Origin of the sequence: Microbacterium lacus, from assembly GCF_039531105.1 — a bacterium.
In the GTDB taxonomy this organism is placed as follows: Bacteria; Actinomycetota; Actinomycetes; order Actinomycetales; family Microbacteriaceae; genus Microbacterium; species Microbacterium lacus.
Genome location: NZ_BAAAPK010000001.1, coordinates 1,395,966 through 1,408,786, shown reverse-complemented (window position 1 = coordinate 1,408,786; position 12,821 = coordinate 1,395,966). Strand labels below are relative to the sequence as shown.

Here is a 12,821-nt window from a genome sequence, read left to right as displayed (position 1 = left end):
TTCGCTTTCCGAGAGAGTGAAAGAAAGGGGTGCCGACGGGATCGGCGGTGCGAACGAAGAGTTCACGGCGAATTAAGGAACCGGCAACCGGCCACGAAGAATCCTTACACCACCCCCGCGCCCGGTCAACTCGACAGGGCTCCTCTCACTCGCGAGGGGTGACGAAGCGGCGCTCGCGCAGGGTGTTGAATGGGCACGATCCCGTGCCTCGGCGGGGTCGGGAGCGGATGCCGGCGATGAAGAAGTGGTTCGTGGTGCTCGTGCTGGGCGCGGCGCAGTTCGTGATGGTGCTGGACGGCACCGTGATGAACGTGTCGATCTCGACCGTCGTGAAGGATCTCGACAGCAGCGTGACGGCGATGCAGAGCGCGATCACGTTCTACACGCTCACGATGGCGGCGACGATGCTGCTGGGCGCCAAGCTCGGTGACATCTGGGGCCGCAAGCGCGCCCTGATCGTCGGCTCGATCGTCTACGCGATCGGATCCCTCACGACGGCGCTGAGCCCGTCCATGGCGGTGCTCTTCCTCGGCTGGTCCGTGATCGAAGGCCTCGGGGCGGTGCTCGTGATCCCCGCGGTCGCGGCTCTGATCGCCGACAACTACTCGGGCAAGGACCGCATCACGGCCTTCGCGACGATCGGTGCGGTCTCCGGCGCCGCGGTCGCCGCCGGTCCCCTCATCGGCGGCTTCGTGACGACGTACTTCAGCTGGCGCTACGTGTTCGCCGCCGAGGTCGTCATCATGTTCTTCGTCGTGCTGTCCGCGCGGAAGATCGCCGAGACCTCGCCGCGCAAGGCCGTGCGCATCGATGTGCTGAGCGTCCTGTTGTCGGCAGCGGGTCTCGTCGGCATCGTCTTCGGCATGCTGCAGAGCAAGACGTGGGGATGGATCATCCCCCTCAACTCCCCCGTGATCGGCGGCGTGGCCATCGAACCCCTGGGCATCTCCCTGTCGGCGTGGTTCATGGTGGTCGGCGCCGTGCTGCTCGTGCTGTTCTTCTCCCGCCAGCGCCACCTGGTCGCGAAGGGCCGCGAACCGCTCCTGCACGTCGAGCTGCTCAACCTCCGGCAGCTGCGCAGCGGGCTGAGCGTCTTGGGAGCCCAGTACGCGATCACCGCCGGTCTCTTCTTCATGGTCCCGGTCTACCTGCAGATGACCCTCGGACTCGATGCGCTGGAGACCGGCATCCGGATCTTCCCGCTGTCGATCGCCCTCATCGTGTTCTCGATCCTCGGGACGCGCCTGTCCGCCCGCTGGTCCCCGCGGCGGATCGTGCGGGTCGGGCAGTGGATCCTGGTCGCGAGCGCCCTGCTGCTGCTGACCGCCGTCGACCCGGAGCTCGCGAGCATCGCGTTCGCGGCCGGGATGTTCTTCGCCGGGGGCGGCCTCGGCCTCCTCGCTTCGCAGCTGGGCAACGTGAACATGTCGGCGGTCACGATCAAGGACACCAGCGAGGTCGGCGGCCTGCAGGGCGTCTTCCAGAACCTCGGCTCGTCGCTCGGAACCGCGCTGATCGGATCGATCCTGATCGGTGCGCTCGCGACGTCGTTCGCGGGCGGAGTCGCCCAGAGTTCGCTGCCTGATGCGGTCAAGACCACGATCAGTCAGAAGACCTCCGGCGGCGTGGAGATCGTGCCGGCGGCGAGCGTCGAGCAGATCGGCACCGACGCGGGACTCACGAGCGACGAGGCGAGCCAGCTGCAGCAGATCTACACAGACGCCCAGCTGTCCGCGCTGCGGGTCGCGCTGTTCGGTCTCATCCTGTTCGCCGTGCTCTCGCTGCTGCTCTCGCGCGGCATCCCGAACGAGGCGCCGGTCAGAGCTTCCCGCGAAACGGCTGCGAAGAAGGCGTGAGCGGCGCCCTCGGCTAGCGTGGAGCGGTGACCACCGACGCCGTTTCCGCCCTTCCGCCCGTCGCCCCCCGCAAGCCCATCGTCCGCCGGCACCACGGCGACGACGTGGAAGACGCATACGAGTGGCTCCGCGCGAAGGAGGACCCGGAGGTCATCGCGCATCTGGAAGCGGAGAACGCGTACACGCGGGACCGCACGGCGCACCTCGCCCCGCTCCAGGAGCGCATCTTCGGCGAGATCAAGGGACGCACGCTCGAGACCGACCTCTCGGTGCCGACGCGCCGCGGCGACTGGTGGTACTACGGCCGCACGGTCGAGGGCAGCCAGTACGGCATCCAGTGCCGGGCACCGCTGACCTCGCCCGACGACTGGACCCCGCCCGTCCTCTCCCCCGATACCCCGGTTCCGGGCGAGCAGGTCCTCCTCGACGGCAACGTCGAAGCCGAGGGCGAGGAGTTCTTCTCGCTCGGGAGCTTCGAGGTGACCACCGCCGGCGACCGGATGCTGTACGGGGTCGACGTCGCCGGGGATGAGCGCTACACCGTGCGGGTCCGCGATCTCGTGACCGGCGAGCAGCTGCCCGACGTGATTCCGGACACGTTCGCCGGTGCGACCTTCTCCCCCGACGGCCGGTTCATCGTGTACACCACCGTCGATGACGCGTGGCGCCCCGACACCGTGTGGCTGCACGAGCTCGGCACGCCCGTCGAGGACGATGTGAAGCTCTTCCACGAACCGGACGAACGGTTCTGGCTCGGCGCCGGGTTCACCCGCAGCGACCGCTACCTCGTGATCGGCATGGGGTCATCGATCACCTCCGAGGAATGGCTCGTGGATGCCGACGACCTGCGCTCCGCGCCACGCCTGGTGTGGCCGCGCACGGAGGGGGTCGAATACGACTCGTCGCACGCCGTGATCGACGGCGAAGACGTGCTCTTCATCCTGCACAACGACGGCGCCCTCGATTTCGAACTCGTGAAGGTATCGGCATCCGACCCCACCGGCCCGCGCGACGTCGTCGTGCCCCATCAGCCGGGCCACCGACTGCTCGGTGTGTCCACGTTCCGGGACTGGGCCGTGCTCGGCTACCGCCGCGAGGGTCTGGCACGCCTCGGGATGCTGTCCTACCGCGACGGCTCGATCTCCGAGCTGGAATTCGACGAGCCGCTGTACTCGGTGGGCTCGGGAGGCAACCCGGAGTGGGCTCCGCCGCTCATCCGCATCGGATACGGCTCGTTCATCACGCCGGGGACGGTGTTCGACTACGACGTCGCGACCGGCGAGCTGCTCCTGCGCAAGCGTCAGCCGGTGCTCGGCGGCTACGACAGTGCCGACTATGCACAGGCGCGCGTGTGGGCGACCGCGCAGGACGGCACGCAGGTCCCGGTCTCCCTCGTGTGGAAGCGCTCATTCGGCGAGGCCGGCGCGGCCGCGCGTCCGGTGCACCTCTACGGCTACGGGTCGTACGAGCACTCGATCGAGCCGGGCTTCTCCGTCCCCCGACTCTCCGAGCTCGACCGCGGTGTCATCTTCGCGGTCGCGCACGTGCGCGGCGGCGGCGAGATGGGCCGCCAGTGGTACGAGGACGGCAAACTCCTGCACAAGCGCAACACGTTCACCGACTTCGTCGACTGCGCGCGTCACTTGGTGGCCGAGGGCTACACGACTCCCGAGCAGCTGGTCGCCGAGGGCGGATCGGCGGGTGGGCTCCTCATGGGCGCGATCGCGAATCTCGCCCCCGACCTGTTCGCCGGCATCCTGGCCGATGTGCCGTTCGTGGACGCCCTCACGACGATCCTCGACCCCTCGCTGCCGCTCACGGTGATCGAGTGGGACGAGTGGGGCGACCCCCTGCACAACGCCGACGTCTACGCGTACATGAAGTCGTACACGCCCTACGAGAACGTCCGCGACGTCACCTATCCCCGCATCCTCGCGGTCACCTCCCTCAACGACACCCGCGTGATGTACGTCGAGCCTGCGAAGTGGGTCGCCCGGCTCCGGGAGGTCGGCGCGGATGCGCTGCTGAAGTGCGAGATGGTCGCCGGACACGGCGGCGTCAGCGGGCGCTACAACGCGTGGCGCGAGCGCGCGTTCGAGCTCGCGTGGCTGCTGGACGTCGTGGGCGCCGCCGACGCCTGACCCGCGGCATCCACCCACGGTTTCGCCCGCGCGCGCCTGCGCCCAGATCAGGAGATTCGGCCCACGCAGGATGTTTGCTCCCCTAATCAGCATGCGTTCGCCGAAACGCCTGTTCTGGGACCGTGCGAGCCGACCCCGCGAGCGTGCGAGCCGCCCCGCGACCGTGCGAACCGCCCTGAGTCCGCGCGACCCGGCCGTTCCTCCCCAGCGGGCCTGCGCTGCGAGTCCCCCACAGATCCTTTCGCCGCCGTGTCGGCCCTCGTCCTGGTCGGCATGATGAGCGGATGCCGACCCCCCACGTTTCCGCGGACCTCGAACGGATGCTCACGTGGCTGCGGCAACGCGACGGTGTGGCGCACTCATCGGATCTGAAGGCATCCGGCTGGCGAGCGGCCGTGATCGCGCAGGCCGTGGCGAGTGGGGAGGCACGGCGGATCCGCAGGTCCTGGATCGTGACGAAGGACTGCGATCGTCGGCGGGTGGATGCCGCGTCCGTCGGCGGTCGGCTGACGTGCGTGAGCGCTGCGGCGTTGCGCGGCCTGTGGGTTCCTGATTCGTCGAGAACCCCGGAGACCCCGACACACGTCGCGGTGCACGGCACGGCGTCGCGCCTCAGCCCCCACGGGCTGCACCTGCACTGGGGAGCGGGCCCGGCACCGGTGGGCCGCAATGCGAACGAGGACGGCATCCTGAATGTGCTCTTCCATGTGGCTCAGTGCCTCCCCCGGCGCGACGCGATCGCCGTATGGGAGTCTGCGATTCGCAAGAAGGTCACCGACGCCGCACTCCTTCGGCGCGTCGCGTGGCGCCGTCAAGACGCTTCGGAACTGGCCGCGGTGGCGTCATCGCTCTCCGACTCAGGGCTGGAGACCATCGCCCTGCATGGCCTCGCTGCCGCCGGCGTGTCGATGGTCCAGCAGGTGTGGATCGACGGTCACCCGGTCGACGGACTGATCGGCGAGTCGCTCGTCCTCCAGATCGACGGGTTCGCCCACCACAGTTCGCCGGCAGACCGCCGACGCGACATCGAGGCGGACGCCCGACTCGTGGCCCGCGGCTACGTCGTGCTGCGCTTCGACTACCACCAGATCCTCTTCCAGTGGAGCGCGGTACGGGACACGGTGCTCATGGCTGTGGCGCAGGGTCTTCACCGCCAGCGGGGGCTTCAGAACAGGTGAAGCGACCAGGACAGGTAGAACCAGTCCCCGATCCACCTGGCTCCGCCGAAAAACCTGTTCTCGAGAAGCGGATGCCGCGCGGTCGGCGCCCGGGTCGGCTCAGCCGAACAGCGCGGCAGCCTCTTCGTAGCGGTACAGCGGTACGGTGTTGAGTTCGCCGAGGGCGTCGGCGAAGGGCACGCGCACGATGTCCGTGCCCTTGAGCGAGACCATCTGCCCCCATGCACCGGCGACCACCGCGTCCGCGGCGGCGAGCCCGAGGCGTGTGGCCAGCACCCGGTCGAAGCCGGACGGCGAACCGCCGCGCTGGATGTGGCCGAGGACGGTCGCGCGGGTCTCGATACCCGTGATCCGCTCGATCTCGGGCGCCAGCACCTCGCTGATGCCGCCCAGTCGAGGTCGGTTGAACGCGTCCAGCCCCTTGTCGCTGAAGGCCTCATCCATTCCGGCGAGCTTGAAGCCCTCCGAGACCACCACGAGTGGGGCACGACCACGGTCGTGCGCCTTCGTGACGAGCTCGCAGACGTCGTCGATCGTGAGGGGCACCTCGGGGATGAGGATCGCGTGCGCGCCCGCGGCGATGCCGGCGTGCAGCGCGATCCAGCCGACATGGCGGCCCATGACCTCGGCGACCATGCAGCGCTGGTGCGAATCTCCGGTCGTGCGCAGACGGTCCATCGCCTCGGAGGCGATGTTGACGGCCGTGTCGAATCCGAACGAGTAGTCGGTGGCCCGCAGGTCGTTGTCGATCGTCTTCGGCACGCCGATCACGTTGATGCCGTCCTTGGACAGCCGGTCGGCCGCCGCCAGGGTTCCCTCGCCGCCGATCGCGATGATGCCGTCGAGGCGGTGCCCGTACAAAGTCTTCGCGATGTTCTCCGCGCCTCCACGGGTGCCCTCGTAGGGGTTCGTTCGGCTCGTCCCGAGGATCGTGCCGCCGACTTTCGACAGGCCCTTCACCTCGTGGCGGGTCAGGGGGAAGAAGTCGCCGTCCACCACGCCGCGCCAGCCGTCACGGATGCCGACGAACTCGAGATCGTAGGCGGTGGTGCCCTTCAGGACCACGCCGCGGATGACCGCGTTCAGTCCGGGGCAGTCTCCGCCGCTGGTCAGGATGCCGATCTTCATGGGGGGGTCCTTGCTTCGGGTGCTACGGGCTGTCGTGGGACGAATCGGCGACGCTGCCTCACCCGACATTAGCGGCGGATGCCGGACCCTGCCACACGGCGGGGTCCGGCATCCGTTCGCCTCACTCCGCGCCGAGCGCCTGCCTGGTCAGGTGCATGAGCGCGGACAGCTGCACGGAGTCGCTGGACTGCGGGTCGACGGCGTCGCCGTCGAGCGCGCGCTGCGCGAGTCCCTGCTTCGAGTCGATCAGCTCGGCGATCTTCGTGTCGATCGTGTGCGCGGCGATGATCCGCCACGCCGTGACCGGCTCGTCCTGACCGATGCGGTGCACCCGGTCGATCGCCTGCGTCTGCTCGGCGGCGGTCCACGACAGCTCGGCGAGCACGACGTTCGAGGCGGCCTGCATGTTGACGCCGACGCCGGCCGCAGTGAGCGAGCAGACCGCGATGCCCACGTCGGGGTCGTTGTTGAAGTCGTCGATCGCCTGCTGGCGCGCGGTGCTGGACTGGTCTCCACGCAGCGACACCGTGCGCAGGCCCGCCGCGGCGAAGTGCGCCTCCGCGGCGTCCATGACGTCGATGTGCTTGGCGAAGAAGACGACCTTGCCCACCGAGCGCTGCAGCTGTACGGCGTAGTCCGCCGCGAGGAGGGCCTTGGCCTGACCGATGCGCCGGACCATCGTGAAGACGTTCTCCGAGCCGGTGCCGGCGGCCTTGGACTCGTCGAGCTCGTTCTGCGCGACCAGTCGGATGATGTCCGCGTCGACGTCGCCGGGAGCGAGCCCGCGGTCGCCGCGCGCATCGATGATGCGACGGTAGCGGTCGGCCAGACGCGTACCGAGCTCGCGCTCGGCCTGACGGATCGATCGCCCGTACTCGTCGTCCAGCTCGACCGGCAGGTCGGCGATCAGCTTGTCGGGCAGGTCGGCAGCGACGTCCTTCTTCTTGCGACGGACGATGCCCATCGAGATGACCGCGTCGCGCGCCTCGGGGTAGAACGCCTTGTCGGCCGGAGTCAGGCCGCTCTCGTCGAGCTTCTCCATCAGCGCCGGGCCCGGCTTCTCACCGTCGGTCCACCCGAGGAAGCGCCAGATGGCGTCGAAGTCCTCGACGTCGTTGATCAGCGGGGTTCCGGTGAGGGCCAGCAGCAGCGGGTTGCGCACGCTCTCGCGGATGCGGGCCGCGAGCGCGAGGACGTTCTGCGAGCGCTGGGAGGTCAGGTTCTTGATGAAGTGCGCCTCATCCACGACGAGGCCCTTCAGGCCGATCGAGCTGAGCCAGGACAAGTGCCGGTCGAGGATCTCGTAGTTGACGATGAACACGTCGGCGAATGCGTCGATGCTCTCCCCGTCACCCGAGATCACGGTCGCCCGCCGCTGCGGCGTCCACCGGTGCACTTCGCGCGCCCAGTTCATCTTCACGACGTTGGGGACGACGACCAGCAGCGGATACGCATCGGCGACGGATGCCGCGAGCACGGACTCCGCCGTCTTGCCGAGACCCGGCTCATCGGCGAGGAGGAACGTGCGGTGCCCTTCGCGGACGGCCTCGAGGAAGCGGGACTGGTGGACCATGATCTCCAGGCCCTTGGGCGAGAGCCGGTCGAACTCCGGTACCGGCGGGAGTTCCATGGACGCCTGGCCTCCGCCGGCGCCCGTCTCGAACGCCTTGTACAGCGGGCCCATGAGCTCCCAGCCGTCCAGACGACGGCGCGGCGTGGCGCGCGGCGCCCGGGCGGTGAGATCGGGCGCAAGGAAAGGGTTCGCCATCTGGCGGGACTCGATCGCCGGCGGCACCACCTGACGCTGCGCGAGGGCGGGCGAGACGACGGGCGCCGTGGCCGGGGCGGTGTCGGTGATGATGAGCTCGTCGGGGGCGAGCTCGGCGCCGGATTCCAGCAGCCAGTCGCGTCGCATCCGTCGCGCGACCGGGCTCGCGGCCTGGTCGACCTCGAGCAGCTGAATGAGCGAGGTGTCGCGGGCGGCGGTCTTGGCGAGGATCGTCGCGACACCGTCGAGCCTCTTGAGCAGCTCGGCGCGAGCCGCATCGGCCAGCGTGGTGTCGGCCTTGACCCGTGCGCGCTCCTCGCGCACGAGGAAGGCGATCACCTGGAATTTGACGCGATTGGTCGGCCCGAGCTTTCCGCGCTGCGCCTTCGCCTCGATCTCGCGCACTTTGCGGGCGAGGATCGGGATGATCGGTGCTTCATCGTCACGGCGCGACGATGAAGGCTTCCTGCGCCGCTGCGACGAGCTCGAGCCCGTCGTCTTCTGCGCGGCAGATGCCGTGGTCGGCATGCTCCTCCTGAGCGTGAGTGCCGGAAAGGTCCGGCGTTGACCGGTCGGGACCGGTGAGGTCGGCGTGCTCCCGCGGGCGGCGCGAGCCGTCACGAACACGGGACGGGATGTCGGCCCCTCCGGGTCACGGGCACTCGCTTCTGCGAGCTGCGACCATGTCGGTGACGAGATCCTCGGCATCCACTCTAGCGGAATGCCGCGGGAATCAGCCCCACAGCGTCGCCACGACGTCCTCGGTGTAGCCGGGCACGTCGAAGTTGATCGTGTAGCTGCTGATCCACACGTCGCCGCGGAAGACGTGGGTCTCGGTGAGCTCGGCGATCTGGTCGTCCTGACTGACCATGCTCTGCGCGGAGCGGCACACGGTCCCGCCGAGTTCGTCGCCGCAGCCGAAACCGGCTTCGGCGAGCGCGGTGGTCAGCGCCGAGGACTGCTCGGCGCTCAGGATCGTGACGTTCGTGGCCATGCCGGAGTCACTGGGCACGCCCCACGAGCAGCGGATCGTGGCGACACCGGACGAGAGCAGCTCGAGCGCGGCGACGTTCTGAGTCGAGGTCATGGTGACGCCCGGATCGTTCAGCGGACCGCGACCCTGCAGGGCCGCGAGCATCTCGGGCGAATACAGCTGCTCGCACGATGCGGGCAGTTCGATGCCGGCATCCGCCTGGGCCGTGGGCGACGGCGACCCCGTCGAATTCGCCGAGGCGGACGGCGACGCGGATGCGCTCGGCGCGGGGGCGGATGTCGTGGCGGGCTCGGGCTTGCAGCCCGCGAGCGAGAGGCCGAGCGCGAGCGCGGCGATCACCACGGCGGTGGCGCGGCGGGAACGAGCGGACGACATGGGACCTCCGGGGTGCACTGTCCCGCCCGTGCGACCGCGGGTTATCTCTGACCCGCGACGCCCTGCTGCCACAGCGACAGCGTGGCGGGATCGTCGGTCACGATACCGTCCACCCCCAGCGCGGTGACCTCATCCCACTGCGTGTCGTCGTTCAGGGTGTAGACCACGACACGGATGCCGGCGGCGTGGAGCTCCTCGACGATCTCCGGCCGATCGATGACGGCGCGGCGGGCCACGACGAGACCTCGCACCCCCGCCTCCTGCGCCGCGGCCACGACGTCATCGGGAAGGTGCCGCAGGATGAACAGGCGCGCCACGACGCCGGACGCGGCACCCGTCATCGCGAGGGTGCGCGCGTCGAAGCTCGAGACGGCGACACGACGCTCGAGTCCGCGCGCGGTGATCTCGCCGACGGCGCCCGCCACGGCATCGGCATCCCACTCGCCTTTCAATTCGACGATCGCGCGGTGCCCGGATTCGTCGAGGAGGTCGAGCACTTCGGTGAAGGTGGGTACGCTCGTGCCGGCGAATTCGGGCGCGAACCACGACCCGGCATCCAGCGTCTTGACCTCTGCGAGCGTGAGCGCGGACAGCGGCCCGTGCCCGTCGGTCGTGCGGTCCACCGTGCCATCGTGCATGAGCACGGGGACGCGGTCGGCGGTGAGGGCGACGTCGATCTCCACGTAGTCGAACCCGCCGGCGAGCGCGGCGGAGATCGCGGGCAGCGTGTTCTCGGGAGCGGTCGCACCGCCGCCGCGGTGACTCGCGATGAACGCCGAGTCACCCGCCGCGCGGGCCTGACCGAGCATCTCGGTCGCGCTCACCCGTGCGGGGGTCGCCCCCAGGAACGCGATGATCAGGCTCAGCGTGGCAAGCACGCATACGATCGCGAGCGGCCGGATCCGGTCGTCCGTCGGTGCTTCTTCGGGCATCGGGCATGTCCTTGGAGGTGACGCACGTCGCCGTCGACGTGTGCCCCCACCCTACATGCCCCGTTACCGTTTCGTTACCTCTTCGGCAGGAGGTTTCAGATCGTGCTCTTGGTGTGCCAGACGGTCTTGGTCTCGGTGAACGCCGTGATGCGATCCAGCGTCGGCGCCGCAGCGCCGGGCCCCTCTTCCGGCGGCAGAACGCGCGTCAGGATGTCGGCGGCGGCGATCTCGAGGTCGATCCAGTCGAGGGCGCCCGCGCCGACGAGATCCAGCGCGTTCACGTCGGCGTGTGCCGCGAGCCACGGGGCGATCTCGGCGAGCGAGCCGGTGAGGACGTTGACCACACCCCCGGGGACGTCCGAGGTCGCCAGCACTTCCGCGAGCGAGATCGCCGAGAGCGGCAGCTTCTCACTGGCGACCACCACGACCGTGTTGCCGGCCACGAGCGGCGGTGCGACCGCGGAGACGAAGCCGAGCAGCGACGAGTCCTGCGGAGCGATCACCGCGACGACGCCCGTCGGCTCGGGGACGGAGATGTTGAAGTACGGGCCTGCGACGGGGTTCGCGTTGCCGGCGACCTGCGCGTGCTTGTCCGTCCACCCCGCGTACCAGACCCAGCGGTCGATCGCCTCGTCGACCTGCGCCTGCGCGGCGGAGGCGCTGACGCCTTCGAGCAGGACGATCTCCTCGACGAACTGGGCGCGACGACCCTCGAGCAGCTCGGCGATGCGGTACAGCACCTGACCGCGGTTGTAGGCGGTTGCTCCCGCCCAGCCCGACAGCGCCGAGCGCGCCGCGACGACCGCGTCGCGGGCGTCCTTGCGCGAGGCGAGCGAGGCGTTGGCGAGGAAGTCACCCTTGGCGCTGCGAACCTCGTACGTGCGCCCGGACTCGCTGCGCGGGAACTTGCCCCCGATGTAGAGCTTGTAGGTCTTCGGGACGGCGAGGCGGGTCATGCCTTCTTCTCCTTGCGAGCCGCGGCGAGGCGGGCGGTCGTGGGGCGTGCGGATGCCGGAGCGAGGTAGGCGGCGAGGCCGTGCCGGCCGCCCTCCCGGCCGTAGCCGGACTCCTTGTAGCCGCCGAATGGGGAGGCGGGGTCGAATCGGTTGAACGTGTTCGCCCAGACCACGCCGGCGCGCAGCTTGTCGGCGACGGCGAGGATGCGGGATCCCTTGTCGCTCCAGATCCCCGCCGACAGGCCGTACGGGGTGTTGTTCGCCTTCGCGATCGCCTCGGCGGGCGTGCGGAAGGTCAGGACCGACAGCACCGGACCGAAGATCTCCTCGCGGGCGATCCGGTGGCTCGCCTGGACGTTCGTGAAGATCGTGGGCGCGAACCAGAAGCCGTTCTCGGGGATGACGCAGTCCGCGCTCCAGCGCTCCGCACCCTCCTCCTCGCCGACCTGCGACAGCGCCCGGACGCGCTCCAGCTGGGCACGCGAATTGATGGCCCCGATGTCGGTGTTCTTGTCCAGTGGATCGCCCATGCGCAGCGTCGACAGTCGTTCCTTGAGTCGGTCCACGACCTCGTCGTGAATGTTCTCCTGGACGAGAAGGCGGCTGCCGGCGCAGCACACGTGGCCCTGATTGAAGAAGATGCCGTTGACGATCCCCTCGATGGCCTGATCGATCGGCGCGTCGTCGAAGACGATGTTGGCCGCCTTGCCACCGAGCTCGAGGGTGAGCTTCTTGCCCGATCCGGCGATCTCCTTCGCGATCGCGCGGCCGACTCCCGTGGATCCGGTGAAGGCGACCTTGTCGATGCCGGGGTGCGAGACCAGCGCGGCGCCGGTCCCACCCGCGCCGGTGACGATGTTGACCACACCCGCGGGCAGCTCCGCCTGCTGCAGGATCTCGGCGAAGATCAGGGCCGACAGCGGCGTGGTCTCCGCGGGCTTGATCACGACGGTGTTGCCCGCCGCGAGCGCCGGGGCGATCTTCCACGCGAGCATGAGGAGCGGGAAGTTCCATGGGATGACCTGCCCCGCGACTCCCAGCGCGCGCGGCCCGGCGCCGAGCCCGGCGTAGTCGAGCTTGTCGGCCCAGCCCGCGTAGTAGAAGAACCATGCGGCGACGAGGGGCACGTCCACGTCGCGGCTCTCCTTGATCGGCTTGCCGTTGTCCAGGCTCTCCGCGACGGCGAGCTCGCGGGCCCGCTCCTGCACGAGCCGCGCGATCCGGAAGAGGTACTTGCCGCGGTCGCGGCCGCTCATCTTCGACCAGGTCTTGTCGTAGGCGCGGCGCGCGGCACGGACGGCGAGGTCGACGTCCGCTTCGGACGCGGCGGACACCGTCGCGATGTGGGACTCGTCGGCCGGCGAGATCGTCGCGAACGACTCGCCGGTGCCGTCGACGAACTCGCCGTCGATGAACAGTCCGTAGCTGTCGCGCAGGCGCAGGATGCTGCGCGACTCGGGCGCGGGGGCGTATTCCAGGAAGCTCATGGGGTC

9 protein-coding genes are annotated in these 12,821 nt (G+C 69.4%); 3 read left to right on the top strand and 6 right to left on the bottom strand.

Going from position 1 to position 12,821, the window contains the following annotated elements; translation table 11 throughout:
* Positions 1-236: 236 nt before the first annotated feature.
* From ABD197_RS06560 to ABD197_RS06550, 3 genes are all read left to right on the top strand, one after another.
* Positions 237-1,856 carry an MFS transporter gene (locus tag ABD197_RS06560; RefSeq protein WP_344052814.1) on the top strand — a complete coding sequence of 540 codons (1,620 nt, stop codon included), beginning with the start codon at positions 237-239 and terminating at the stop codon, positions 1,854-1,856.
* A gap of 26 nt (positions 1,857-1,882) precedes the next feature.
* Positions 1,883-3,997, top strand: a complete 2,115-nt coding sequence (locus tag ABD197_RS06555; RefSeq protein WP_344052812.1) for a S9 family peptidase — start codon at positions 1,883-1,885, stop codon at positions 3,995-3,997.
* 284 nt (positions 3,998-4,281) lie between these two features.
* Positions 4,282-5,175 (top strand): endonuclease domain-containing protein, encoded by an 894-nt coding sequence (locus ABD197_RS06550; protein WP_344052808.1) that lies wholly within the window; start codon positions 4,282-4,284, stop codon positions 5,173-5,175.
* Positions 5,176-5,274: 99 nt separating this feature from the next.
* Here ABD197_RS06550 and ABD197_RS06545 read toward each other — a convergent pair whose 3' ends face one another.
* From ABD197_RS06545 to ABD197_RS06520, 6 genes are all read right to left on the bottom strand, one after another.
* Positions 5,275-6,303: an ATP-dependent 6-phosphofructokinase gene (locus ABD197_RS06545; RefSeq protein ID WP_344052806.1), complete on the bottom strand. Its 1,029-nt coding sequence runs from the start codon at positions 6,301-6,303 to the stop codon at positions 5,275-5,277.
* A 121-nt stretch (positions 6,304-6,424) separates the two neighbouring features.
* On the bottom strand, positions 6,425-8,599 hold the full coding sequence (locus tag ABD197_RS06540; RefSeq protein WP_344052804.1) for a DEAD/DEAH box helicase: 2,175 nt from the start codon (positions 8,597-8,599) through the stop codon (positions 6,425-6,427).
* A 205-nt stretch (positions 8,600-8,804) separates the two neighbouring features.
* On the bottom strand, positions 8,805-9,440 hold the full coding sequence (locus ABD197_RS06535) for a hypothetical protein (RefSeq protein WP_344052802.1): 636 nt from the start codon (positions 9,438-9,440) through the stop codon (positions 8,805-8,807).
* A 41-nt stretch (positions 9,441-9,481) separates the two neighbouring features.
* Positions 9,482-10,372 (bottom strand): glycerophosphodiester phosphodiesterase, encoded by an 891-nt coding sequence (locus ABD197_RS06530; RefSeq protein ID WP_344052800.1) that lies wholly within the window; start codon positions 10,370-10,372, stop codon positions 9,482-9,484.
* A gap of 95 nt (positions 10,373-10,467) precedes the next feature.
* On the bottom strand, positions 10,468-11,328 hold the full coding sequence (locus tag ABD197_RS06525; protein ID WP_344052798.1) for an aldehyde dehydrogenase family protein: 861 nt from the start codon (positions 11,326-11,328) through the stop codon (positions 10,468-10,470).
* Positions 11,325-12,815 (bottom strand): aldehyde dehydrogenase family protein, encoded by a 1,491-nt coding sequence (locus tag ABD197_RS06520; protein ID WP_344052796.1) that lies wholly within the window; start codon positions 12,813-12,815, stop codon positions 11,325-11,327. Before ABD197_RS06520 ends, ABD197_RS06525 begins: the two co-directional genes overlap by 4 nt.
* Between the last annotated feature and the right edge of the window lie 6 nt (positions 12,816-12,821).

Excerpts from the sequence above, each read along its gene's own strand:
- ABD197_RS06560 (WP_344052814.1), top strand. The coding sequence starts at position 237 with ATGAAGAAGTGGTTCGTGGTGCTCGTGCTGGGCGCGGCGCAGTTCGTG.
- ABD197_RS06550 (WP_344052808.1), top strand. The coding sequence starts at position 4,282 with ATGCCGACCCCCCACGTTTCCGCGGACCTCGAACGGATGCTCACGTGG.
- ABD197_RS06545 (WP_344052806.1), bottom strand. The coding sequence starts at position 6,303 with ATGAAGATCGGCATCCTGACCAGCGGCGGAGACTGCCCCGGACTGAAC.
- ABD197_RS06540 (WP_344052804.1), bottom strand. The coding sequence starts at position 8,599 with ATGCCGACCACGGCATCTGCCGCGCAGAAGACGACGGGCTCGAGCTCG.
- ABD197_RS06535 (WP_344052802.1), bottom strand. The coding sequence starts at position 9,440 with ATGTCGTCCGCTCGTTCCCGCCGCGCCACCGCCGTGGTGATCGCCGCG.
- ABD197_RS06530 (WP_344052800.1), bottom strand. The coding sequence starts at position 10,372 with ATGCCCGAAGAAGCACCGACGGACGACCGGATCCGGCCGCTCGCGATC.
- ABD197_RS06525 (WP_344052798.1), bottom strand. The coding sequence starts at position 11,328 with ATGACCCGCCTCGCCGTCCCGAAGACCTACAAGCTCTACATCGGGGGC.
- ABD197_RS06520 (WP_344052796.1), bottom strand. The coding sequence starts at position 12,815 with ATGAGCTTCCTGGAATACGCCCCCGCGCCCGAGTCGCGCAGCATCCTG.